Source organism: Nannocystis sp., assembly GCF_016714285.1.
GTDB lineage: Bacteria > Myxococcota_A > Polyangia > Nannocystales > Nannocystaceae > Nannocystis.
On the sequence record NZ_JADJNN010000004.1, the window covers coordinates 113349 to 137920 of the forward strand.

A 24572-nucleotide genomic window follows, 5' to 3' on the forward strand; every position below is an offset into this window, starting at 1 on the left:
GGCGCCCTCTGCATGCCCCCGATCTCGCAGTGATCCGTCCGCGGTCGCATCCGCCCCGACGGCGCGAGCCCACTGTCGCAGCCCCGCCCGAGCCGCCCCGCACCAGCCCGCCGGACCGCGGTACACTCGCGCCCCGATGATCGCCTCCGCACCCGGCCCGGAGTTCGGCGGCAACGCCCGCTTCGAGCTGCGCCGCCGCCTCGGCGCCGGCGGCTACGGCGTCGTGTTCGAGGCCCTCGACCGCGAACGCAGCGTCATCGTCGCCCTCAAGACCCTCCGCGAGCTCCAGCCCGAGGCCCTCTACCGCTTCAAGCGGGAGTTTCGCGCCCTCGCCGATGTCCGCCACGAGAACCTCGTCCGCCTCCACGAGCTCGTCTCCGAGGGCGACCAGTGGTTCTTCACCATGGAGCTCGTCGAGGGTCGCGACTTCCTCGCCGCCCTCGGCAGCGAGCCCACGACCACCGCCCCGCGCAGCAGCATCGACGGCCTCAGTCACACCGTCCGCCTCGCCCCCGCCGAGCTCGCCAGGCTCAGCAACCCGAGCACCGGCGCCGCCCCGCCCCGCAGCTCGGCCCGCGCCCCGGTCGACCCCGACCGCCTGCGCCCGCTGCTGCGCCAGCTCGCGGCCGGCGTCGCCGCGCTGCACCGCCGCGGCATGCAGCACCGCGACCTCAAACCATCGAACGTGCTCATCACCCCCGCCGGCCGCGTCGTCATCCTCGACTTCGGCCTCGTCGCCGAGCGCCACGGTCGCCGCAGCGACGCCGCGCAGATCGTCGGCACCGTCGAGTACATGGCCCCCGAGCAGGCCGCCGGCCTGCCCACCTCCCCCGCCTCCGACTGGTACAGCGTCGGCGTCATGCTGTTCGAGGCCCTCACCGGCGAGCTCCCGTTCTCCGGCACCCTCCTCGAGATGCTCACCCACCGCATCGAACAGGACGCCCCCTCGGTCCGCGCCCGCAACCCCGAGGTCCCCTCCGACCTCGCGGCGCTGTGCATGGCCCTCCTCGCCCGCGACCCCGAGCACCGCCCGAGCGACGCCGAGGTGCTCGCCCTCCTCGGCAGCGACCCCGCCGCCAGCAGCACCACCCTGAGCCTCGACGCCGCCCGCTCCGGCGCCCACGTCTCCGCCACCCTGCTCGGCCGCGGCGACGAGCTCGCCCGCCTCGCCGAGGCGCTCACCGACGCCAGGGCCGGCCGCACCAGCCTCGTCCGCCTGCGCGGCGCCCCCGGCCTCGGCCGCAGCGCCCTGCTCGAGCACTTCGTCGCCGCGCTCGAGCACGACAGCAGCACCACCGTCGTCCTCAGCGCCCGCTGCAGCGAACGCGAGAGCGTGCCCTACAAGGGCGTCGACGGCCTGATCGACGCCCTCGCCCGCGAGCTCTACAGCCGCGAGGATGCCGTCGTGGCCCGCCTGCTCCCGCCGCACCTGGCCACCCTCGCCCGCCTGTTCCCGGTGCTCCGCCGCGTCCCCGCGATCGCCCGCGCCACCGCCCAGCTTGCCGCCCAGCAGGATGACGACTCGCTCGCCCCCCACGAGCTGCGCCAGCGCGCCTTCGCGGCCCTGCGCGCCCTCCTCGGCAACCTCGTCACCGGTCTACTCGCCAGCACCGCCACCCTCGTGCTCGCCATCGACGACCTCCACTGGGGCGACCGCGACAGCGCCGCCCTGCTGCGCGAGCTGCTCGCCGCGCCGGACCCACCGCCGCTGCTCCTCATCGCCAGCCACCGCAGCGACGCCGGCCCCGGCCCCTGCGTGCAGGCCCTCCTCGACCTGCCGCCGCAGCCCCGCCTGGTCCGCCGCGAGCTCGAGCTCGGCCCGCTCCCGCTCGCCGCCGCCAGCGAGCTCGCGCGGGCCCTGCTGATCGGCTCACCGCGCCGCAGCGACGCCGAGGCCCTCGCCCTCGAGGCCGGCGGCAACCCGCTGTTCCTCGCCGAGCTGTGCCGCTTCGTCGGCGACCGCGGCGACGCGCAGGGAGACCCCGAGCTCGCCGACTTCGATGACCTCCTGCGCCGCCGCGTCGCCGGCCTCGACCTCGCCAGCCGCGCCCTCCTCGAGGTCGTCGCCATCGCCGCGGACCCGATCGACCCCGCCATCGTCGCCGCCGTCGCCCGCCACCAGAGCGACCCGCAGCCGATCTTCGCCGCCCTGCGGCGCGAGCACCTCCTGCGCAGCCACCGTGCCGACGGCCAGACCACCATCGAACCCTTCCACGACCGCGTCTCCGCGGCCGTCCTCGCCGACCTCGACCCCGCCCGCACCCGCCAGATCCACCGCGACCTCGCCGACGCCCTCGAGCGCGCCGCCAACCCGGACATCGAGCGCCTGCGCGTCCACCTCGCGGCCGCCGGCGAGACCCAGCGCGCCACCGCCTACACCCTGCAGGCCGCGGCCCGGGCCAGCGCCGCCCTCGCGTTCGAGCGCGCCGCGGCCCTCTACCGCGCCGCCATCGCCCACGCGCCCGCCAGCGAACGCCCGCGCCTCGAGGTCCTGCTCGGCGAGGCCCTCGCCAGCGACGGCCGCGGCATCGAGGCCGCCGAGGCCTTCCTCCGCGCCGCCGCGGCCAACGCCGGTGAGCCCGCCCTCGATCTCCTGCGCCGCGCCGGCTTCGAGCGCCTGCGCGGCGGCCAGATCGACGAGGGCATCACGGTGCTGCGCCAGGTCCTCGCCAGCGTCGGCATGCAGCTCGCGGCCAGCCGCACCGGCGCCCTGCTCGCGCTGATCGGCCACCGCATCGCCCTCGCGCTCCGCGGCCTGCGCTTCCGCGAGCGCCCGGAGTCCGCGATCCCCCGCGCCCTGCTCCGCCGCGCCGACGTCGCCTGGTCGGTCGGCGCCTCCGGCCTCGGCATGGTCGACGACATCGCCGCCGGCCAGTTCCAGAGCCTCGCGCTGCGCCTGGCCCTTCGGGCAGGTGAGCCCCTGCGGATCTGCCGGACCCTCGCCGGCGAGGTCGCCTTCTCCGCCGTCGGTGGCACCCGCAGCCTGCGTCGCACCGCCCGCCTGTTGCACACCGCCCGCACCCTGGCCGAGCGCCTCGACCAGCCGCATCTCCGCGGCACCGTGGCGATGACCGCGGGCATCGCCGCCTACCTCGGCGGCCGCTTCCGCGAGGCCCACGAGGCCAGCAGCGCCGCCGAGGCGATCCTCCGCCGCTGCCCCGAGGGCGCGTGGGACCTCGTCAACGCCCAGATCTTCGGCCTCGCCGCCCTCGTCTACCGCGGCGAACTCGCGGCCGTCGGCCAGCGCGTCGCCCCGCTGCTCCGCGAGGCCGACAGCCGCGGCAACCTCTACTTGCTCGCCAGCCTGCGCGGCGGCCCGACCCACCTCCACACCCTCGCCCGCGGCGCCGTCGACGAGGCCGCCACCAGCGTCGACGAGGCCGAGCGCCGCTGGTCCGCCCGCGGCGTCCAGCTCTACTGGCAGCTGCACACCCGCTGCAACATCGACCTCTACCGCGGCGACCCGGTCCGGGCCCTCGCCCGCCTCGAGCGCGCCTGGGGCTCTCTCGGCACCCTCCTGCGGATCCAGCTGGTCCGCGTCGAGGCCCTCCACCTGCGCGGCCGCTGCCTGCTCGCCAGCCTCGGCCCCGAGCGCCGCATCCTCGCCGACGCCCGTGCCATCGAGGCGGAGCAGACCGCGTGGGGCGACGCCCTCGCCCAGCTGCTGCGCGCCGGCGCGGCCGCCCGGGCCGGCCAGATCGAAGGCGCCATCCACCACCTCGCCGACGCCGCCGCCGGCTGCGAGGCCGCCGACATGGCCCTCCTCGCCGCCGCCGCCCGCCGCCGCCGCGGCGAGCTCCAGCCCGGCCCCGACGGCCAGCGCTGGCGCAGCAGCGCCGACGCCTGGCTGCAAGCCCAGGAGGTCGCCGACATCCCGCGCCTGCTCGCCACCCTGGTCCCCGGCTTCCCCACCCGCGCCCTCCCGCCGTGAGCCCGCCGCGCGTCCCTGCGCCGGAATCCCGGCCCCACGCACCCGCGTTGCTGCGCCGATGCCCCGCAGCAAGCTCGACACCCTGATCTACGCGACGATCCTCCTGACCCCGATGGCGGTCGCGACCGGTTACCTCGCCTTCGCACCGACGCCCGCGCCGATCGTCATCGTCGAGCCCGCGCCCGCGTCGGTCTGTCCCGCGCCCGCGCCCGTCGCCCCGACCACCGAACCCAGCGAGCCCGCCGAGCCCAGCGAGCCCGTCGCGGTCGAACCAGTCGCCACCGACCCGCCGTCCCCGATCGACCCGTCCATCGCGCTCGCCGGCGCCGGCATGCTCATGTACGACGGCCAGCTGGTCATCAGCACCGCCCCCGATCTCAGCTGGTCCAAGGGACAGCTTCGCAACCACCCGCGCGCCTGGGCCGTCGAGGTCAGCAAGCGGGTCGACGCGGCCCGCCTCCCCGACCCGCTGCGCGCCCTCGCCGACGCCCGCATCATCGTCCACGCCGCCGACGGCAGCACCTGCACCGCGACCACTCGCCCGGACAGCCTCACGATCTTCGGCCGCCAGGACGGCGAGCTCGCCTACCCCGAGGATGACAACGACGAGCTCACCCCCGCCCAGCGCCTCGCCGTCCGCGAGCAGGTGTTCGCCGAGGCCCAGCTGCTGCGCGCTCGCCTCCACCGCGACGAGGGCCGCTGCGAGGGCGTGTGGGCCCGCGCCGCCGCGCTCCCGGCCCCCGCCGTGTTCGCCGCCCGCGAACAGGACGAGCAAGACCCGGCCCTGCGCGCCAAGCTGCTCGCCCAGCTCGCCGGCATGCCGCAGATCGAGGCCCTCGCCCGCGCCTACCGCCAGCACAACGCCGAGTCCGGCGAGGACCAGCCGGCCTGGTCCGTGTACCTCAAGGACACCCTGCAGGTGACCCGCTGGGACGAGCTCAGCGGCACCCGCAGCTACCTCAACGTCGTCATCGGCGACGGCGGCGAGGCCTGCAGCGGCCTGTTCTCCGACCAGGTCGCCGTGCTGTTTCGCCTCGACAGCGGCGAGCCCGTCGCGCAGGACGACCCCGGCTTCCTGCACCCGCTCGCCGTCATGGACCTCGAGCGCGACGGCCACCTCGAGGCCGTCACCGAGGGCGGCCTCCAGCTCGAGAGCCGCGGCCCCACGAGCACGCTCCAGCGCTTCAACATCCCGTACCACGGCTGCCCCTGCTGAGCGCAGTCGCCGTGCATCGGGCCCACCCAGCGCGCACGCACGCCCGCGCGATCAGCCGCCCGGATCGTCCTTCTCGAGCGCCCAGAACCCGCGCATGTTGAGCGTGGTGACATCCTGCCCCGGCATCCAGAACGGCGGGTGCGACGGGTCGACCCCCGGCATCGGGTTCTCGTCGATCGCCATCATCCACAGCTGCTTGACCTCGTCCTTGGTCCCGACGCTGCGGTTGCCGAAGGTCCGGCGCGAGGTGAACACCACCCACGCGTAGCCGCCCGAGTTGCGCGGCGCGAAGGTCGGCTCGTAGTTCCAGCCGCGGTCGCGGTCGCCGGCGACGAACGGGTACACGTCGCCGTTCGCGTTGGCCAGCCGGATCTCCGCGCCTGGCATCGAGCTGCTGGCGAGGTACAGGAAGCCCTGACTCAGCCGCGTGTCGAGCGAGTTGGGGTACGCGCCGCGGTGGTAGGTGATCCACGAGCCGTCGGGCATCACGCTCGGGAAGGTGATTCCGTTGAGCGCCGGGTCGTTGCCCGGCGTCACCAGCTCGAGCGGGTTGGTCACCTGCTTCAGCGCCTCGTCGAAGTCGTAGACCGACAGCGCGTGGCTGTTGTGATCGACGAAGGCCAGCTTCTTGTTGTTGGCCGAGAACGCCGGCATGTTGAGCAGGACCCCGTCCAGCCCCGTGTTGGCCAGCTTGGTCCCCGTCAGCGCGTCCCACATGCCGTCGTGACCGCCCGGCGGCCCGGGCAGCGAGGTCTCGCCGTTCTCGACCACCACCGCGCCGTCGGCCGAGACCCCCGCCATCGCCCAGTCGCGGATCGGCTTGCCCACCCCGGTGATGTCGAGCTTGCTCGCGTTACTCGCCAGGTCCCAGTTCGACACCGAGATGTCGCCGCCCAGGATCAGCGTGCGCCCGTTGGCCGACACCGAGTGGCAGGTGCTGCAGCCGTTCTGGCCGCCCGCCGCCAGGAAGTCCTCGGGCGCGTTGGCCCCCGGGTTGATGCGCAGCACCCGGCCGAGGCTGTTGGCCCAGTAGTACACCGAGCCGATCAGCGGCTCCGCCGAGATCGTCCACGCGTCATCGCTGATCACCGTGGCGCTCGGCTGACCGAGCACGAGGCGATGGATCCTCAGCTTGAGCTCGCCGCCCGCGACCGTCTTCGCCATCGCGTCCCAGATCGCCTGGTCGATGAGATAGCGCGAGGGCGGCTCGGCCGTGGTGTAGATCTTCACGTCGAGCAGCTCGTGCGTGTAATGCACGAGGTACTTGTCGCCCGCCGTGGTCCCGTTCCACATCAGCTCCGGCGCCGGCAGCCCGGTCGGGAACACCATCCCGTCGTACGGGTAGGCCAGCTGCGCCGTCGGGTCCTGATCGACCGCGCCGTCCAGCAGCTGCTTGTCGGCGTCGGTGATGTCGCCGATCACCAGCTCGTGCTTGAGGAACACCTCGACGTCCGCGTCGGCCTTGAGACTGTCGTAGCTGGCCTCGACCCCGAAGTGCCCGCCGAAGCCGCCCGACGCCGTGACCACCCCGTTGTCGTCGACCTTGCCGAGGAAGGTCGCCTCGCTGCTCCACGTCGCCTTCACCGGCGCCCCGTCGAGCTTCGCCGTCAGCTGCACCGCCGGCGCCGCGCCGTTGTCGATCACGATCATCACCGCCGCCGGATCGATCACCAGCACGCCCTCGGGACCGCCGCCGCCAGAGCTCGGGTCGACCGTCGTCGGCGTGCTCGTCGGCGCGCCGGTCGTCGGCGGCGACTCGCCCGTGCTCGCCTCGCTCGCGCCGCCGGTCTGCGTCAGCGAGCCGCCGCTCATGGTCACGCTGGCCGACGCCGCGGTGCCGTCACCGCGGCTGCCATCATCGCTACAGCCGAACATCAGCGCAGCGAAGGCCGGCCACGCGAGCGCCGTAATACCCCGAGAGAGACCGGATCGAGATCGCATGAACACCTCGCAGCCCCTCGCCTACCACGCCTCGTCGCCCGCGTGCAGCCGCAGATCCACCCGCACCGCGACCTCCCGCGAACGCGGCCCCCAGGCGTGGTCCGTCGGGCCCCGCCGTGACACACCGTCGTGACACCGTGGCCTCGACGTGAGGACCGTCCGAACACAGGCCCGGGCGTGTTACGCTGCCGGCCGCCGTGCAGGACCTCGAAGCGGACAGACTGCGCGCGCTGATGCGGGCGACGGTGTTCGGCCAGCCGCGCCAGCCCGTCACCATCGACCGCTATGAGATCGTCCGCCTGCTCGGGTCGGGGGCGATGGGCCTCGTCTACGAGGTCTTCGACCCCAAGCGCGGCGAGCAGGTCGCCCTCAAGACCCTCCGCGGCCACAGCCCCCGCGCCCTCACCCTGTTCAAGCGCGAGTTCCGGGCCCTCTCCCGCATCACCCACCCGAACCTCGTCGGCCTCTACGAGCTCGGCCGCGACCAGCACCAGTACTTCTTCACCATGGAGCTGGTCCGCGGCGTCCCGCTCCTGCGCTACCTGTGGGGCGCCGAACCCGAGAGCCCCGACGAGGCCGAACTCCCGCTCACGCCGGTGGCCGACTTCCCGCGCCTGCGCGCCGTGTTCGCCCAGCTCGCCGAGGGCGTCCAGGCCCTCCACCACGCCCACAAGCTCCACCGCGACATCAAGCCCACCAACGTCATGGTCACCCACCAGGGCCGCGTCGTCCTCATGGACTTCGGCTTCGTCGGCGACGAGTCCGTCGGCACCCTCGAGTCGACCGCCGGCAGCATGGTCGTCGGCACCCCCGCGTACATGGCCCCCGAGCAGGCCCTGGGCGGCCCGCGCACCCCCCGAGCGACTGGTACGCCTTCGGCGCGACCCTCTACATGGCGCTCACCGGCCAGGTCCCGTTCCACGGCGAGAACATCGCCACCTTGATGGAGCGCAAGCAGAGCGACCACCCCACGCCCCCGCGCTCGCTCGCCGCCGGCATCCCCGAGGACCTCGAGCAGCTCTGCATGCAGCTGCTCCAGCCCCTCCCCGAACACCGCCCCACCGGCGCCGACCTGCTCGAGCGGCTGCACCAGGGCTCCGAGGTCAGCCACACCCGCGGCTTCGCCTACCTCTCGCCCGCCGCCACCCACGTCGGCGCCCGCCGCTTCATCGGCCGCGGCCCCGAGGCCCTGCGCCTGCGCGGCGCCTACGCCTCCGTCTGCACCGACGGCCGCCCCGCCGTGGTGCTCCTGTGCAGCCGCGCCGGCCTCGGCAAGTCGGCCCTCATCCGCCACGTCACCGACGAGCTGCGCCGCTCCGCCGTGGTCCTGCGCGCCCGCTGCTACGAACGCGACGGCGTCCCCTTCAAGGCCCTCGACAGCCTCGTCGACGCCCTCGCCCGCCACCTGCGCCAGCAGCCGCGCCCCGAGCTCGCGCCCGCCGTCGCCGCCCTCGCCCCGCTGTTCCCGGTCCTGCAGACCGCCGCCGCCGGAGCCGAGCCGCCGAGCCGCCCCGCCGACCACCTGCTCGGCCCCGACGCCTTCGCCGCCCTGCGCCACCTCCTCGCCCGCCTCACCGCCCCGCGCCCGCTCACGCTGTGGATCGACGACCTGCAGTGGGGCGACGAGGGCAGCGTGCGCGCCCTCCAGGCCCTGCTCGCCCCGCCCGACCCGCCGCCCGTGCTCCTGATCGCCAGCTACCGCAGCGAGGACCGCGACACCAGCCCCGCCCTGCGTGTCCTTCAGGACATGTCCCTCGCGCCAGGCCTCTCGGTGCAGGCGATCGAGCTCGGCCCGCTCGACCCCGAGGAGACCCTCGCCCTCGCCTCCGCCGTGCTCGGCGCCGACACGGCCCCCGCCCGCCTCGCCAAGCTCGCCGCCGAGGCCCAGGGCAGCCCGCAGTTCGTCCACGACCTCGCCCGCTTCGTCGCCCACGGCCGCGGCGCCGCCCCCGAGGTCACCCTCGACGAGCTGCTCGAGATCCGCATCGCCCGCCTCAGCGAGCCCCAGCGCCGCCTCCTCGATCTCATCGCCGTCGCCGGCGGCCCGGTCCACGCCGCCACCGCCCTGCGCGCCGCCGAGGTCGCCAAGGACGCCCGCGTCGTCGTCCACGAGCTGCTCGGCCTCGGCCTCCTGCGCAGCCTCTCCGCCGCCGACGGCGAGCGCCTCGACGCCTACCACGAGCGCACCCGCGAGGTCGTGCTCGCCCACCTCGACGGCACCGCCCTGCGCGCCCTGCATGCCACCCTCGCCGCTGCCCTCGCCGCCGCCCTCGCCGCCCAACCCGACGACCACGCCGACCACGAACTCCTGAGCCGCCTGTACCGCGGCGCCGGCGACGTGCCCCGCGCCCGCCACCACGCCGGCCTGGCCGCCCGCGCCGCCGCCACCGCCCGCGACTTCGATCGCGCCGCCGCGATCCTCCTGCGCACCAGCGAGTGGAGCCCCGCCGAAGCCCCGGCCCTCCACATCCAGCGCGCCGAGGCCCTCGCCCGCGCCGGCCGCAGCCGCGCCGCCGCCGACGCCTACCTGGCCGCAAGGACAGGCGTCGACCGCGAGACCCAGATCGAGTGCAGCGCCCACGCGGCCCTCCATCTCCTCAGCGCCGGCCACCTCGAGGACGGCCGCAAGGCCCTCGCCGACGGCTTCACCACCGCCGGACTCGCCCTCCCCGCCGCCAGCGTCCGCGGCCGCCTCGCCGCGCTCTGGCGCCGCGGTCGCATGGCCGTCCGCGGCCTGCAGTGGAGCGAGCGCCCCGCCAGCGAGGTCCCGCGCGCCGCCCTGGCCCGCGTCGACCTCCTGCGCGCCGCGACGGTCGGCGCCCTCGTCGTCGACCCCGGCAGCGCCGCCGACATCCAGGCCCAGCATCTCTTGCTGTCCCTCGAGACAGGTGAACCATCCCACATCGGCCGCGCGATCGCCCTCGAGGCCACCCTGGCCGCCCAGCTCGGCCCCGCCGGCCGGCCCCGCTGCCTCGCCATGCTCGCCGAGGCCCGCGCCCTCGCCCAGCGCCTGAACGACCGCGAGACCACCTACCTCGTCGAGATGGTCCTGCTCCTCGACGCCGCCCAGACCGGCGACTTCGCGGCCGTCCTCGCCCGCGCCGAGGCCCTCACCGCCAACGCCGACCTCGCCCTGCCCCACGCCCGCAACCTCGTCGACGGCCACGGCCTGCTCGCCCTGCTTCAACTCGGCCGCCTACCCCTGCTCGCCGAACGCCTGCCCCCCCGCCTCCACGCCGCCGCGGAGCACGACGACCGCTGCGCCCAGGTCACCCTCCACGGCCTCGACCTCTGGCTCCGCCTCGCCCGCGACGACCTCCCCGCCGCCCACGCGGCCCTCGCCGCCGCCGAGCGAGCCTGGCCCCACCCGCCCGCGCTGGGCTACCACAACCAGCACCTCCAGCTCACCCACGCCCGCGTCGTCCTCCACCTCTACACCGGCCACCCCGCGCGCGCCGTCGCCGTCCTGCAGGACGACGCCCCCGCTCTGGCCCGCGCCGGCGTCGCCCAGACCCACGCCGCCAGCGTCCTCATGGCCGAGCTGGGCGCCCGCGTGCACGTCGCCGCGTGGCGCCAACAACCCGCCGACACGACCCTGCGCCGCGCGGCCGCCCGCGCCGTCGACGACCTCCACGCCCACGGCGCCCACGCCTCCGCGGCCCTCCTGCGCGCCAGCCTCCACCCCGAGTCCGCCGCCTCGCTGCTGCGCGCCGCCGCCGACGAGTTCGCCGCCAGCGGCCGCGCGATCCACCACGCCACCGCCCTCCTGCGCCTGCACGACCCGGCCGGCGCCGCGGCCCTCGGCGCCCTCGGCGTCGTCGACCCCGACCGCCTCGCCGGCGTGCTCGCCCCCTGACGCCCTCGCTGTCGTCGACCCCAACGCATCGGTCCCCGGTGACCCGCCGCGCGGCCCGTGGCCCAACGTCGACTCACGGCCAGCCAGGGTCCAGAGCCCCCGCCACGGCTCCCGGCGCCCGTGTTAGCCTGCCAGACAATGGTCGACGATTTCGCCCTCCTCGACGCCTGGCGTGCCGGCGACTTGCAAGCCGGCAGCCAGCTCTTCGATCGCCACTTCGAGAGCATCCATCGCTTCTTGCGCAACAAGGTCGGCGACGACACCGACGAGGTCATGCAGCGCACCCTGCTGGCCTGCGTCGAGACCCGCGACCGCTTCCGCGGCGCCTCGAGCTTCCGCACCTACCTGTTCGGCGTGGCCCGCCTCGAGCTGCTCGCCCACTACCGCCGCAAGCGCAAGATGGACAGCCATATCGAGCTCGAGTCGCGGTCCTTCTTCGACCTCGACCCCTCGCCCAGCACCATCGTCGCCCGCCACATGGAGCAGCAGATCCTCCACGAGGCCCTGCGCCGGCTCCCGATCGACCTCCAGATCGCCCTCGAGCTGCACTACTGGGAGGCGATGTCCGCCACCGAAGTCGCCACCGTCCTCGAGATCCCCGCCGGCACCGTCAAGAGCCGCCTGCGCCGCGCCAAGGAGATGCTGCGCGACACCATGGCCGGCCTGGCCCTGTCCAAGCCCGCCCTCGAGAGCACCCTCGGCGACCTCGCGGGCTGGGCCAAGTCGCTCGGCGAAACCCTGCGCGAGGGCGCCGCGGTCTCACGCAAGCCGGTGGTGGAGCCGGGCACCCCATGACCACTCCCGCAGCGACCCACCAGACCCCCGCGACTCCCGCGACCCCCGCACCCCGGCGCCGACGCCTCGTCAGCTTCCTCGCCGTCATCGGCGGCATCACCACCACGCTGTTCCTCCTGGTCGTCGGCTTCGCCGCCCTGCGCTGCAGCTTCGGCGGCGGCCCCGGGGTGCCGCGCCGCACCGTGCTGGAGATCGACTTCGAACGCGGCTTCGTCGAGCAGAAGGGCAGCGACCCGCTCTCCCGCATCCTCGGCGGCGGCGATGCCAGCGTCGCCGACACCGTCGCCGCCCTCGAGCGCGCCAGCAAGGACGACCGCGTCGTCGGCCTCGTCGGCCACCTCGGGGCCGGCGGCTACGGCATGGGCGTCACCCAGGAGCTGCGCGACGCGGTCCAGGCCTTCCGCGCCTCCGGCAAGTTCGCCCTCGCCTTCTCCGAGTCCTTCGGCGAGTTCGGCCCCGGCAACCAGGGCTACTACCTCGCCACCGCCTTCGAGGAGGTCTGGCTGCAACCCTCCGGCGACGTCGGCCTCAACGGCCTGTCCGCCGCGACCATGTTCCTCCGCGGCGTGTTCGACAAGTTAGAGCTCGGCGTCCGCATGGACCAGCGCCACGAGTACAAGAACGCGATGAACATGTACACGGAGCGGGACTACACCCCCGCCCACCGTGAGGCCCTCGGCGCCGTCCTCGGCAGCATGCACGGCCAGCTGGTCGCCGGCGTCGCCGCCGGCCGCGGCCTCGACGCCAACGCCGTCACCGCCCTCATCGAGCGCGGCCCCTTCCTCGGCCCCGAGGCCCTCGAGGCCAGGCTCGTCGACCACCTCGGCTACCGCGACGAGTTCATGGCCCGCGTGCAGGAAAAGGCGGGCGACAAGGCCGAGCTGCTGTTCCACGACAAGTACCTCGCCCGCGCCGGCAAGCCGCACCAGAAGGGCGCCCGCATCGCCGTCGTGTACGGCGTCGGCCCGGTCATGCGCGGCAGCAACAGCTTCGACCCGCTGTTCGGCGGCGGCCCGACCATGGGCTCCAAGACCGTCGCCGGGGCCCTGCGCCAGGCGATCGACGACCCCGAGGTCAAGGCGATCGTGTTCCGCGTCGACAGCCCCGGCGGCTCCTACGTCGCCAGCGACACCATCTGGCGCGAGACGGTCCGCGCCAAGCAAGCCGGCAAGCCCGTCATCGTCAGCATGGGCAACGTCGCCGGCTCCGGCGGCTACTTCGTCGCCATGGACGCCGCCAAGATCGTCGCCCAGCCCGGCACCATCACCGGCTCGATCGGCGTCCTCGGCGGCAAGATCCTCACCCGCAAGCTCTTCGAGCGCCTGGGCGTCACCTACGGCGGCCTCAAGACCGCCGCCAACGCCGACATGTTCAGCGAGCTCGACGACTACAGCGCCCACGGCTGGCAGCGCTTCCAGGCCTGGCTCGACCGCGTCTACGCCGACTTCACCGCCAAGGTCGCCGCCGGCCGCGGCCTCCCGCTGGCGAAGGTCCAGGAGATCGCGAAGGGCCGCATCTGGTCCGGCCAGGACGCCAAGGCCATCGGCCTGGTCGACGAGCTCGGCGGCTGGCCCGTCGCCCTCCGCCTCGCCCGCGAAGCCGCCGGCCTGGCCGCCGACGCAGATATCGAACTGCGCACATATCCCGCCGAGAAGTCGCTATTCGAGCAGCTGCTCGCCGACGGCCCCGAGAACAGCGACGCCCCCGTCTCGATCCAGGCCCAGATCGCCCTGATCGAGCAGCTACGCCCCGTCTCCGCCGAGCTCCGCGCCCTCGGCCTCGGCCCCGGCAACCCCGGCGCCCTCGCCATGCCAGGCCTCGAGCTGGCGCCCTGAAAGCACGGTCCCATGGCGCCCAACGGGTACAAGCTGATCCCCGAGGCGCCGCCGGATCCGATCACCGACGACCAGATCGCGGACGACTGCGAGCTGGTCGACGGCGTGCTCGTCGAGAAGGAGACCTCCGGCGAGCACGGCCTGGCCCAGAGCCTCCTCGTCGCCAAGCTCGTGAATCCCTTCTCTCGCCGCCCCGGCGGGCGCCACCCCGGCGGCTGGTGGTTCGCCACCGAGGTGCTGATCGACTTCGGCCCGCGCCAACGCCTGCGCCCCGACATCGCCGGCTGGCGCCGGGAGAAGTCACCCGCGCCGCCCAGCGGCGCGCTCGTCCACGCGATCCCCGACTGGATCTGCGAGGTCCTCTCGGCCTCGAATGTCAACAATGACACGGTCAAGAAGCGCCGTATCTACCACCAACACAATGTCAGCCATTACTGGATCGTGGACCCCCTCGCCGGCCGCCTCGAGGTCTATCGCTGGCACGCGGACGGATACCTCCAGGTGTTGACGGCCGAGCGCGGCGAACGCGTGCGCGCCGAGCCCTTCGCCGCCATCGAGCTCAGCGTGGGCGTGCTGTTCGGCGACGACGACGACAGCGATTGAGCGCTTGCCGTACCACGGCCCTGCAACCCGGACGAGATCACGGCGATAGTCCGAGTCGTAAGCAACCCATCACGCCCAGCTGGGGACGCGCATTCGCCGGGCGCTGACGTCGTGCCAGCGGAAGGTGGTCGCGCACGGCACGAACCCGATCGCCGGGTGCGCCGCGAGGTTGTGGACCAGCCACCAGAAGCGCCGCTCGATCCGCGGCGCGGGCGAGGGCCCTTGCGATTCGTCGCGGTTGAGGCGGCGGCTGGTCCAGTCGTGCAGCGCGATGGTCCAGCGGATCGCCGCGAGCGCGAGCAGCGGGTGCGCGACCAGGTTGTGGAACAACCACCAGCTGCGGTGCGCGAGCCGTCCCGACAGGCGGGCGACGCTCCCGTCGCGGTCGATCCACCGCGCGAGGCGCTGATGATACCGGCTCTCGGCAGTCGACGATTCGCCGGTCCGCACGGGCTTTGTGGGCAGCCCGGACGAATGTATGGCGTATGCCGCGGCGAGGCTCTCCGAGGTCACCGATCCGTCGTTTGGCAGACCGAGCGCCTCGGCGGCCCACAGCGGCCAGGCTCGCTTCGGGTCCTGACGCACCCAGCGGCACGGGTTGATGCCCGGCGCGAAGGGCAGCATCCGCACGGTGTCACGCGTGAGATCGTGGGAATGCCACCAGCCGCCGACCATGAGGTCCCTGGCTCGCGGCTGGAGCACGACGACGCCGTTGAAGCGCCCGGAGTTCCAGCGGAACTGCGCGAAGAACTGTCCGCGGTGAAATTCCCAGTGCGAGTACCGACCGGTGAACTCGTCGTCGCCGCCGGCGGCAGTACACGGTCGACGCGCCGTCCCGGCCGGCGTGGATGCAGATCGTCGACCCTCTGACCTCGTCGCACCACAGCCCGTGCAGGAACGCCAGCGGGCCGTTCCGGCACCAGCGCCGGGTCGTCGTCATCGTCGTCGAAGATCTGCACGGGTCGATCCTACGACGCCATGGGCGCGTCCTGGAAGCCCGAATCGCCGCGGACGCGGGCGACCTACGCCGGCACCGCGCCGCCTTTCCCGGGCGTGGACCTCAGCGCGCCGCGAACTTCGCGATCTCGCTGCGAAACCACACGTCCGCCTCATCCGTGAACTTGTAGTTCGCGCGGATGTACTCCATCGTGTCCTTCTCCGTATCGGTGTACTTGCCGCCGTCGGTCACCGCCGCGATCAGCTGCTTCGCGTCTGCCATGGAGATCCGGCCGTCGCCCTTGCCGGCCGTCGTCGCCTCGGCGATCTCCAGCATCTGCTTGTCGTAGCGCTTGCCATCAATGACTTTGTAGTAGGTCTCGGACATGGCGCGCACCATACCGCGGCCCCAGCGCCGTCTGCACCTGTAATTATCGAGGCGCAAATGCGCGCACCTCAGGACCTGAGCCTGCGCTGGGCCTCGCCGGGCAGCGGGAACCAGCGCAGCGACGCCGCGGCCTCCGGCAGGCTCGGGTCGACGATCGGCTCGGGGCACAGGGCTGCGGCCCGCGCCAGGATCTCCTCCGCCTGGCGCAGATACCCCGCCAGCGTCGCCTCCGGCTCGCTCTGCCGCAGCGACGAGAACTCGAGCTCACCGCCCGCGTACCGCAATTCATGCAACGACAGCGGCGGACGCGGACGCCCCCGCACGTGCGTCCACACGGCCGTCGCCGGGTCGAAGCGATACATCGGCAGCAGCTTCCAGCCCTCGCGCGCGACCAGGTCGATCGCCGCGACCATGTACTGAAACACCGACTCGCTGATGAAATAGTTAAAGTTGATGCGAAACCATCCTGGCCGCATCCCCCCGCAGCCGGCGCCGATGAGCTGGTCATAGGCCATCGATTGCGCCTCGTCGATCTGAAACAGACTGTGGAGATACGGCCCCGCGCACGAGCACCCGCCGCGGGCCTGGATCCCGAACAGGTCGTTGAGCAGGGCCACCACGTAGTTCCAGTGCAGGTGCCCCGATCCGTGGCGGATCACCAGCGATACGATCGACAGGCGGTCGAGCCCGAGGTTGCCGAGCACCCACAGCGCCTCGTTGCGGCGCCACACCGCGATCGCCTGGCGCACGAACTCGGACTCGCGCGCCCGGATCGCCGCCGCCCCCACCGCCTCCTTCAGCTGAAACACCAGGCCCGCCCGGATCGACTCGATGATCGCCGGCGTGCCCGCCTCCTCGCGTCGCACCGCGTCGCGCTGGAACGTCACCTCGGTCGGGCTCACCCACGACACCGTCCCGCCGCCCGGCACCGTCGGCACGCTGTTCTTCAGCAGCGCCCGCTTGACCACCAGCACCCCCGGCGTCCCCGGCCCGCCGATGAACTTGTGCGGCGAGATGAACACCGCGTCCTTCGCCGCGCCCGCCGGGTTCATGTCGATCGGCAGGTACGGGCCCGCCGCGGCGTAGTCCCACAGCGACAGCGCCCCGTGCTGGTGCAGCAGCCGCGTGATCGCGACATCGTCGGAGATGATGCCCGTCACGTTCGACGCCGCCGAGAAGCTCCCGATCTTCAGCGGCCTGGCCGCGTAGCGCAGCAGCTCCCGCTCGAGCTGGACCAGGTCGATGCGGCCATCGTCGTCCTCGTCGATCATCACGCAGTCCGCGATCGACAGCCGCCACTGCAGATCGTTCGAGTGGTGCTCGTAAGGCCCGATGAAGACCACCGGCCGCTGCCCCTCCGGGATCTGGGCCGCGAACCCGTACTGCGCGTCGAGGTCGCCCGGGATGTGCAGACCCAGCACGTCGATCAGCTTGGCGATCGCCGCGGTCGCCCCCGAGCCGCAGAACAGCACGACGTCGTCCGCACCGCCGTTCACCGCCGCGTGGATGATCGCCCGCGCGTCGCTGCGCAGCCGCGAGGTCTGGGCCCCCGTCCCCGAGGATTCGGTGTGCGTGTTGGCGTAGAGCGGCATCACCTCGTTGCGGATGAAGTCCTCGATGAAGCTCAGCGAGCGGCCCGACGCCGTGTAGTCGGCGTAGACCAGGCGACGCGGCCCGAAGGGCCCGTCGATCACCACGTCGTCGCCGATCACCGAGCGCCGGATCTTCGCGATCAACGCCTCGCGCTCGAACAGCTCGCGGGCCGCCACCGCCTCGGCCGCGTCCGTCTCCGGCTCGCTGGCATCGAACTCCCGCGGCGCCCCCCCCACATAGTGCGCCGCCTGGGTCTGCGCCGCGTGCCGGGCCGCGTCGTGCCCCGGCGCGTCCACCTGCGACAGCCGCACGACCTCGCGATTCGCGTGCCGCTGCGACGCGATCAAGTTGCGGTTGATCCGGTCGATCAGACGAAACGCCAGCGGCCCACCAGCGGCCATGATCGCCGCGAAGTCCGGCGCCCGCAGCTCGAGCAGCACCGCGTCCTCGCGCACCGTGCAGGTCGTGCGCCGCGGCCCGCCGTCGACCAGCGCGACCATCCCGAACAGCTTGCCCGGTCCGACCACCGCGAGCTGCTGCCGCCGGTCCCCGCGTTTCACCTCGATCTCGATCGCCCCGCTGGCGATCACACACGCCGAGCTGCCCGCGCTGCCCGCCGTCGTCACCCGCCGCCCGCGTGGGATCTGCCAGCGCCGCAAGACCCCGCGCAGCAGCGCCAGCTCGGCATCCGCAAAGTCGCGGAAGAACTCGAGCACCCGCAGCTCCGCCAGCGCGACCGGCTCCACCGGCCCCGGACCGTCGAACAGCTCCGGACCGACGTCGACCGGCGCCTCGGCCACCCCCGTGATCCCCTGCGTGCGCTGCCGCAGGCGCGCGCACAGCAGCCGAGCCAGCCGCAGCAGCACCTTGAGCGCCCCCGGGGCCTGCGCCGCCCGCAGCACCGCGAAGTCGTCCGCCAGCAGCACCCACCCGCCAGTCGCCTCGCGCGCAGTGATGGTCGCCAGGCGCAGCATCGCGTGGTTGAGCGCCATCTCCCCGAGGTGCTCCCCCGGCCCCACCGAAGACAGCAGCTCGCGCGCCCCGTCGACCTCCGCCACGTGCGCGTCGAGCCGCCCCGTCTCGACCAAGAACAGCCGATCCGCGGGTCCGCCCTGAGCCGCCACGAGCTCCCCCGCAGCCGCCGTGAACGGCTGCAACCGCTCCGCCAGCTGCTGCGCCTCCGCCTCGTCGAGGTCCGCGAGCAACTCCCACTTCGCCAGCAACGCACGCGCGCCAGTCATCGCCACCCCGGGATGGTATCAGCGCCCGCTCACGCCGCACACGCGGGCCAACGCACGCGCGTGATACCTTTGGCCGCCGTCCGCGGGACTTCAGCGCGACTTCCGAACCCAGCCTTTGCAGCTTGTCCAAGCCGTCGCGCCCATTCTCCCCGGGCGGCACCCTGTGGAGAGCCGACGCCCGTGTCCTCGCCCACCCCCATCCAGCAGGCCGCCGCGCGGGTCGCCCACGAGGATCTGGTCGTCTTCCTCAACGCCTGCTTCGCCTGCTCCGGCCAGCGCGAGTTCTACAGCGACGGCCACCAGCAGACCGTCTCGATCGCCTTCCTGCACGACTACATCCGCGGCAACTACCGCCGCCTCTACGCCCGCTCGCTCGCCGCCGGCGTCAACCACTTCAACCAGGGCCGCATCGTCCTCGAGCTCCTGAGCCACAGCCGCGACCTCGATCCCGAGACCCGCCGCGAGGAGGGCCAGCTGTGCCGCGCCGTCCTGCGCGAGCTCCCGCCGCAGCGGGCCTACCGCGTGCTGCTCGGCCTGCGTGAGCGCGGCGTCAACAACCGCCGCACCCGCGCGATCGTCCGCGAGTTCCTGGCCCAACGCCGTGACCTCGCCTTCGACGCCCTCAAGTACCGCAGCAAACTGCACGGCCTGGTCCGCCACGCCCACCCGCCGCTGCCCGGCGAGCTCGGCCCCTTCCTCGCCCGCAGCTGGCAGGCCCGCCGCTACAGCACGCCGCTGCTCGAACAGTTCCGCAAGGCCCACTACGCCGCCGAGGCCGTCTACGAGCTGCCCTTCACCGTCGCCGAGGGCCTCGCCGTCAAGCACAAGATCCCCCGCGCCCTGTTCCTCCAGCGCATCGCCCCGCGCCTCACCGCCCACGAGCGCCTGCGCCTGCAAACCGCGGCCGCCCGCGCCGACGTCGACCTCGACTTCGACCTCGAGCGCGCCCCGCTGACCCGCCTCGCCCTCCACATCCTCGCCCTCCCGCCCGACGATCGCCGGGCCCGCAGCGAGGCCCTGCACGCCGCCCTCGCCGCCAGCGCCCGCCGCACCCTGCAGGCCGCCCCGCTCCCGCTCGGCAAGGTCGCCGCCGTGCTCGACCGCTCTTACTCCACCGCCGGCTCGCGCGACAAGCCGCGTCGCCCCCTGGCGATCGCCCTCGCGGTCGACCAGCTGCTCGCCGCGGCCGCCCGCGAGTACATGTCCTTCTGGACAGGTCCGCCGCCCGCCGACCCGCTGCTGCTGGAGCCCCGCGGCCAGACCGACCTCGCGACCCCGCTGCTCGACGCCCTGGCCTGGCAGCCCGACCTCGTCGTCATCGTCTCCGACGGCTTCGACAACGACCCGCCACGCGGTGCCGGCGAGGTGTGCCGGGTGTTCCGCAGCCGCCTCGACCCCGCCCGCCGCACCACCATCGTCCACGTCAACCCCGTGTTCGACGCCCCCCACCTCGGCCCCAAACCACTCGACCGCTCGGTCCCCACCGTCGGCCTGCGCGACGCCGAGGACCTCGCCACCGTCCTCGCCTTCGCCCGCTTCGCCGACGGCGGCACCAGCCTCGCCGAGCTCGAGGACTACCTCGCCGCCCGCGCCAACGCCCTCCTGTCCCGCCACGCCCCCGGAGCCGCGCCGTGACCCGGGCCCGCGACACCACCACCCCCGGCATCGCCCTCGCCGGCCTGCGCCCCGCGCCCGCGCAGCAGTGGGGCGGCGTGCGCATGATCCCCCTGATCCGCGAGCACGTCCGCCACGACCTCCGCATCACCCGGCGCAAGCTCGACGCCCACGTCGTCACGGTCGGCGACGGCACCGCCTACTGCTCCTTCATGCCGCACGCCTTCGTGCTCGACTGGAGCGACGACGGCCACCCGCTCGCCGCCACAGGCGGCCAGCTCCACGGCCCCGGGAGCCAAACCGCCAAGCCCCGCCAGACCGCCCTCGTCCACCGCATGGCCAAACGCGAGGACCGCAACGCGCTGCGCTTCGTCCCCCTGCACCTCGCCATGGAGGGCTTCCTCGCCCTGCACTTCGGCGGCCCCGACGTCGCCTGGACCGAGTACTCGCGCGAGGCCATGAGCCGCGGCCTCAGCCCCCGCCGCGAGCGCAGCGTCGCCGGCATGTGGATCGACGGCCTCGCCGAGGCCCTGCGTGTGTTCGAGATCCACGACACCCAGGTCGGCGTCCTCATCCTCGTCGCCGACGCCCTCGCCAGCGCCTTCGTGCTCCCGCGCCCCGAGGACTACCGCGAGCTCCACCGCAGCCTGCTCTCCGACTTCTACGGCGAGCTGCTCTACCAGTACGGCCTGCTCCACCCCGAGCTCGCCCGCATCGACCTCGAGCTCGACGCGACCCAGATCCGCGACCTCGCCGAACTGCGCGCCGCGGTCGCCACCGGCCGCCGCGAATGGCACGAGCACACCCTCCTCTTCAGCCACGGCCTGCTCGCCCGCACGACCCACTGGCAGTCCGTCTACCGCGCCGGCCCCTTCCACCTGCGCCGCTTCATCGGCGAGCTGAACCCCGAGCACGAGGGCCACATCGGCGAGGCCATCCACCGCGACGACGGCTCCCTCGAGTACCTCAAGACCTACCGCCTCTCGGCCGCGCAGGTCCGCCGCGCCTACCTGCTGCAACAGCTGGCCAACCACGACTGGCACCTGGGAGCCTGCGCCGAGGCCCTCGGCGACACCGTCAAAGGCCTGATGCTCCGCCTCAAGAACGCCGGCTTCGCCTACCTGCTGAAGCCGCACCTGCTGCGCGGGCTGTGACTCGCATCGCCGGGACCGAAAGCAGCGAGCGCCCCGACCCGCCAATTCCGGGGCGCGGGGCGCGAGCTCTCACCGCTCCGCGATCACTGCGGTAGCACGCTGTTGAGCTGCCCGCCGGTCATGTCCGAGTAGACATAGTGCTGCCCGAGCACATCGACCTTCATCATCCCGCCGACGTTCTCCGGGTCGAACTTCCAGGCCCAGCCGCCCTGGTCGACCAGCCACACGAACTTCTCGGCGTCGATGCTGAAGCCGATCGCCGTGCTGCACGGGTTGGTGTTCCAGTTCTTGATCAGCGTGCGCGTCGCACGGTCGATCTGAGCGAAGCCGCAGGGGCTGTTGTTGGCGACCCAGACGTACTTCTCGTCGGCCGCGACCCCGCGCCAGCATCCGTTGAGGCCCGGCACATTGACGTACTGCTGGGTCTTGGTGTCGAACACCGTCACCGGCCCGCAGTTGCCGCCGAACCACGGGTTGCCGTCCTTGTCGACGGTGAAGCCGTACGACTGCACGTTGCCTGGCGGGGTGTAGCGGGTGATCGTGATCGGGTTCTGGTCGGTGTTGACGCGCACGAACTCGCCGCGCAGCGACGAGAACCACGGCCGGAACGCGGGGTCGAGCGCCGCGCCGTAGGGCGCGAAGCCGGAGCCGTTCCAGCCCGGCACCGGGATCGTCTGCTCGATCACGCCGGTCTCGCCGTCGACGCGGATCAGGTGCACCGTCTCGCCGCCCGCGTTCGACATGTAGCCGATCCACACCTTCGGCTCGACGTACTTGCACTGGTCGTAGTCCCAGTGACCGGCGGTCCAGGTCACGCCGCGCGGGCCGTCGTCCCACGCGCCGAGGAAGGGCAGCGTGATCGACCAGCGCACACACTCGTCGGCGCCGAAGGCCAGCAGGTTGTTCTTGTTCTGCGAGCTGTCGAGCATCCCGTTCCCGTTCTTGTCCGGGCAGTCCTCCGCGTTGGCCGCGATCATCGTCGAGCGCCCGGTCTGGCGGTTGTTGACCACCACGAAGCGACCGTCGGCGCTGACCGCCGTGCGCGACGGGCTCTCGTTGCCGCTTGGGCCGGTCCGGTAGCGGGCCAGCTCCGTCATCGTCTTGGTGTCCACCTTCGACACGTCGCTGGTGTTCTGGCTGGCGATCCAGATGTAGCTCTTCTCGACCATGCCCATGCCCATGCCATCACCCGGCTCGCAGGGCGGCGCCTCGCCCGTCGACGACGACGACGACGACGCGCCCGAGCTGCTATCGGGCCCGACGCTGGTGCTCGTGGTATCCGGCAGCACCCCCGAGGTCGTCCCGGCGCTCGTCCCCGTCGCCGTCGGGTCGCTCGTCCCCGTCGCCGACGGATCGACCGTCGTGCTCGTCGGCCCCGCCGTCGTCGGGCCGTCGGTCGTCGTCATCCCGTTCGACTCGGAGTTCCCGCTGGTCGGCGTCGTCGTCGGCCCGTCGCTGCTCCCCGTCGCCGGCGAGTCCGTCGCGCTCCCGACGCTCGCGCCGGTCGACCCCTGGGTCGCGCCCGCACTGGCGTCGGTCGTGCCCGTCGAGTCGCCGCAGCCCGCGAGCCCCAGCGTCCAAGCCACAGCACCACACCCCATCCATACCCGGCTATTCATGCCGCCCATCTTGACCGAGGCCCGGGGGCCGCACAACGGTTTTCACGGGGATGTACCTGCCGCGACGGGCTCCACCCGCCGCTCACTCATCATATGCGCGCAAGCAAGCGCTCACGCGCGCCCGAGCTCCGCATCCCTGCGGAGCTCCCCCGGGCCTCACTGCGGCAGCACGCTCAGCAGCTGCCCGCCCGTCATGTCGGAGTAGACGTAGTGGCTGCCCGCCACGACGACCTTCTGCATCGCGGGCACATTCTCGGGGTCGAACTTCCAGGCGAAGCCGCCCTGGTCGACCAGCCACACGTTCTTCTCCACGTCGATGCTGAGCCCGATCGCCGTGCTGCACGGGTTGGTGTTGTGGAACTTGATCAGCGTGCGATTCTCCCGGTCGATCTGGACCAGCCCGCAGGGGCCGTTGGACGCCACCCACACGTACTTCGCGTCGGCCGTGACGCCGCGGTGGCACGCCTGCGTCCCGACGATGGTCGTGAAGTTCTGGTTCTTCTGGTCGTACACCGTGACCGGCCCGCTGCAGCCGCCGAACCACGGGTTGCCATCCTCATCGATCGTAAAGCCGTACGACTGCACGTTGTTCGGCGGGGTGATGCGGGTCAACGTGGCCGGGTTCTCATCGGTGTTCACGCGCACGAACTCGCCGCGCAGCGACGAGAACCACGGACGAAACTGCGGGTCGAGGGCCGCGCCGTAGGGCGCGTAGCTGCTGCCCTTCCAGCCGGCCGCGATCAGCGTCTGCTCGACCATACCGGTGATCCCGTCGACGCGCACGAAGTGGGCGTTGTTGCCGGCCGCCAGGTAGCCGATCCACACCTTCGGGTTGACGTACTTGCACTCGTCGTAGCTCCACTCGCCCGGCGTCCAGGTCACGCCGCGCGGCCCGCTCGCCGTCCCGCCGGCCACCGGGTGGACGATCGACCAGCGCACGCACTCGTCGGCGTCCCAATTCAGCAGATTGTTCTTGTTCTGCGAGGTGTCGATCATCCCGTTGTTGTTCTTGTCGATGCAATCGGCCTCGTTCGCCGCGATCATCGTCGAACGCCCGGTGTTGCGGTTGTTGACCACGACGAAGCGGCCGTCAGCGCTGACCGCCGTGCGCGACGGGTTCTCGCCGGCCGGACCGGTGCGGTAGCGGGCCAGCTCCGTCATCGTCAGCGTGTCGACCTTGGAGATGTCGTTGGTGTTGTAGCTGGCGATCCAGATGAAGCTCTTCTCGACCATGCCCATGCCCATGCCGTCGCCCGGCTCGCACGGCGGCGCCTCCCCGGTCGAGCCCCCCGTGCTGCCCGCGCTCGGATCGACCGCCCCCGTCGAGCCCGTGCTGGTATCTGGCACCACCCCGGAGCTCGTCTGCGGGTCGCCGGTGTCGGTCATGCCGGGCCCCGTCGTCGCCGTCGTCCCCGGCCCCGTCGTCAGCGTCGTCGCCGTCGTCCCGTCCGACACGTCCGTCGTCGGCACCGTCGTCGCCATCGTCGCGCTGTTCGAGTCGGAGCCCACGGTCGCCTCGACGGTCCCGCCGCTCGGGTCGCTGGTGCTCGTCGGGTTCGTGCCCGCCGACGTCTCAGCGCCCGTGCTCTGCCCGCCCGACGCGCTGGCGGTCTCCGTCGCCGTGCCCGAGTCTCCACACGCCAGCACCAGCAAAGCCGGCGCCGCCAACCATCCACCCTTCATCCAAGTCCAGGTACCCATGCCCACCACGATGGGCAGATCCACGGCAAACTTTCAATAGCACTGCGGTTCTCCCCCCATCACTCGACCACCGCGCAGCCGCGCAGCGCGAAGCAGCGCACCCCCTTCGCATGTGCCAGCGCGACCGCCTCCGGCTCGGCCTCCGCGCC

The 24572-nt window shown here is 72.9% G+C and carries 15 protein-coding genes; 9 read left to right on the forward strand and 6 right to left on the reverse strand.

The features are described from left to right. Positions 1 to 136 precede the first annotated feature (136 nt). Together IPJ59_RS11465 and IPJ59_RS11470 are read left to right on the forward strand one after the other, a co-directional pair. A complete protein-coding gene (locus IPJ59_RS11465) occupies positions 137 to 3931 on the forward strand; it encodes a serine/threonine-protein kinase (RefSeq protein ID WP_293271511.1) in 3795 nt (1264 codons plus the stop codon). Positions 3932 to 3989: 58 nt separating this feature from the next. Beyond that, positions 3990 to 5147, forward strand: coding sequence for a hypothetical protein (locus tag IPJ59_RS11470; protein ID WP_293271513.1), 1158 nt, complete (start codon positions 3990 to 3992; stop codon positions 5145 to 5147). A 51-nt stretch (positions 5148 to 5198) separates the two neighbouring features. Here IPJ59_RS11470 and IPJ59_RS11475 read toward each other — a convergent pair whose 3' ends face one another. Further along, positions 5199 to 7022, reverse strand: a complete 1824-nt coding sequence (locus tag IPJ59_RS11475; RefSeq protein ID WP_293271515.1) for a hypothetical protein — start codon at positions 7020 to 7022, stop codon at positions 5199 to 5201. 263 nt (positions 7023 to 7285) lie between these two features. Between IPJ59_RS11475 and IPJ59_RS11480 the strand changes: the two genes are divergently transcribed. From IPJ59_RS11480 to IPJ59_RS11500, 5 genes are all read left to right on the forward strand, one after another. Continuing rightward, a complete protein-coding gene (locus IPJ59_RS11480; protein ID WP_293271517.1) occupies positions 7286 to 8032 on the forward strand; it encodes a serine/threonine-protein kinase in 747 nt (248 codons plus the stop codon). Next, entirely contained in the window at positions 7981 to 10944 is a 2964-nt protein-coding gene (locus tag IPJ59_RS11485) for an AAA family ATPase (RefSeq protein ID WP_293271519.1), read from the forward strand. Before IPJ59_RS11480 ends, IPJ59_RS11485 begins: the two co-directional genes overlap by 52 nt. Positions 10945 to 11082: 138 nt before the next feature. Continuing rightward, complete coding sequence (locus tag IPJ59_RS11490; RefSeq protein WP_293256103.1) at positions 11083 to 11739, forward strand: RNA polymerase sigma factor; 657 nt, start codon at positions 11083 to 11085, stop codon at positions 11737 to 11739. Beyond that, complete coding sequence (sppA, locus tag IPJ59_RS11495; RefSeq protein WP_293271521.1) at positions 11736 to 13574, forward strand: signal peptide peptidase SppA; 1839 nt, start codon at positions 11736 to 11738, stop codon at positions 13572 to 13574. The genes IPJ59_RS11490 and sppA overlap by 4 nt, the downstream gene beginning before the upstream one ends. A 12-nt stretch (positions 13575 to 13586) precedes the next feature. Then, positions 13587 to 14177, forward strand: a complete 591-nt coding sequence (locus tag IPJ59_RS11500; protein WP_293256097.1) for a Uma2 family endonuclease — start codon at positions 13587 to 13589, stop codon at positions 14175 to 14177. Positions 14178 to 14246: 69 nt separating this feature from the next. Here the strand turns inward: IPJ59_RS11500 and IPJ59_RS11505 are convergent, their stop codons facing one another. From IPJ59_RS11505 to IPJ59_RS11515, 3 genes are all read right to left on the reverse strand, one after another. Next, positions 14247 to 14807 (reverse strand): hypothetical protein, encoded by a 561-nt coding sequence (locus IPJ59_RS11505; RefSeq protein ID WP_293271523.1) that lies wholly within the window; start codon positions 14805 to 14807, stop codon positions 14247 to 14249. Positions 14808 to 15237: 430 nt separating this feature from the next. Further along, entirely contained in the window at positions 15238 to 15501 is a 264-nt protein-coding gene (locus IPJ59_RS11510) for a hypothetical protein (RefSeq protein ID WP_293256085.1), read from the reverse strand. 68 nt (positions 15502 to 15569) lie between these two features. Further along, complete coding sequence (locus IPJ59_RS11515; RefSeq protein ID WP_293271525.1) at positions 15570 to 18335, reverse strand: aminotransferase class V-fold PLP-dependent enzyme; 2766 nt, start codon at positions 18333 to 18335, stop codon at positions 15570 to 15572. Between the two features lie 180 nt (positions 18336 to 18515). Between IPJ59_RS11515 and IPJ59_RS11520 the strand changes: the two genes are divergently transcribed. Both IPJ59_RS11520 and IPJ59_RS11525 read left to right on the forward strand, forming a co-directional pair. Further along, positions 18516 to 19970 carry a hypothetical protein gene (locus tag IPJ59_RS11520; protein ID WP_293271527.1) on the forward strand — a complete coding sequence of 485 codons (1455 nt, stop codon included), beginning with the start codon at positions 18516 to 18518 and terminating at the stop codon, positions 19968 to 19970. After that, on the forward strand, positions 19967 to 21103 hold the full coding sequence (locus IPJ59_RS11525; protein ID WP_293271528.1) for an ARPP-2 domain-containing protein: 1137 nt from the start codon (positions 19967 to 19969) through the stop codon (positions 21101 to 21103). Before IPJ59_RS11520 ends, IPJ59_RS11525 begins: the two co-directional genes overlap by 4 nt. 83 nt (positions 21104 to 21186) lie before the next feature. Here the strand turns inward: IPJ59_RS11525 and IPJ59_RS11530 are convergent, their stop codons facing one another. Continuing rightward, positions 21187 to 22689, reverse strand: coding sequence for a lyase (locus IPJ59_RS11530; protein WP_293256073.1), 1503 nt, complete (start codon positions 22687 to 22689; stop codon positions 21187 to 21189). A 189-nt stretch (positions 22690 to 22878) separates the two neighbouring features. Beyond that, the gene (locus IPJ59_RS11535; RefSeq protein ID WP_293256070.1) at positions 22879 to 24423 is read right to left on the reverse strand and encodes a lyase; all 1545 of its coding nucleotides are present in this window, start codon (positions 24421 to 24423) and stop codon (positions 22879 to 22881) included. Positions 24424 to 24572: the final 149 nt, after the last annotated feature.

Coding starts and splice junctions, on each gene's coding strand:
- IPJ59_RS11470 (WP_293271513.1), top strand. CDS start 3,990: ATGCCCCGCAGCAAGCTCGACACCCTGATCTACGCGACGATCCTCCTG.
- IPJ59_RS11485 (WP_293271519.1), top strand. CDS start 7,981: ATGGCGCTCACCGGCCAGGTCCCGTTCCACGGCGAGAACATCGCCACC.
- IPJ59_RS11475 (WP_293271515.1), bottom strand. CDS start 7,022: ATGTTCGGCTGTAGCGATGATGGCAGCCGCGGTGACGGCACCGCGGCG.
- IPJ59_RS11515 (WP_293271525.1), bottom strand. CDS start 18,335: ATGACTGGCGCGCGTGCGTTGCTGGCGAAGTGGGAGTTGCTCGCGGAC.
- sppA (WP_293271521.1), top strand. CDS start 11,736: ATGACCACTCCCGCAGCGACCCACCAGACCCCCGCGACTCCCGCGACC.
- IPJ59_RS11510 (WP_293256085.1), bottom strand. CDS start 15,501: ATGTCCGAGACCTACTACAAAGTCATTGATGGCAAGCGCTACGACAAG.
- IPJ59_RS11500 (WP_293256097.1), top strand. CDS start 13,587: ATGGCGCCCAACGGGTACAAGCTGATCCCCGAGGCGCCGCCGGATCCG.
- IPJ59_RS11465 (WP_293271511.1), top strand. CDS start 137: ATGATCGCCTCCGCACCCGGCCCGGAGTTCGGCGGCAACGCCCGCTTC.
- IPJ59_RS11535 (WP_293256070.1), bottom strand. CDS start 24,423: ATGGGTACCTGGACTTGGATGAAGGGTGGATGGTTGGCGGCGCCGGCT.
- IPJ59_RS11490 (WP_293256103.1), top strand. CDS start 11,083: ATGGTCGACGATTTCGCCCTCCTCGACGCCTGGCGTGCCGGCGACTTG.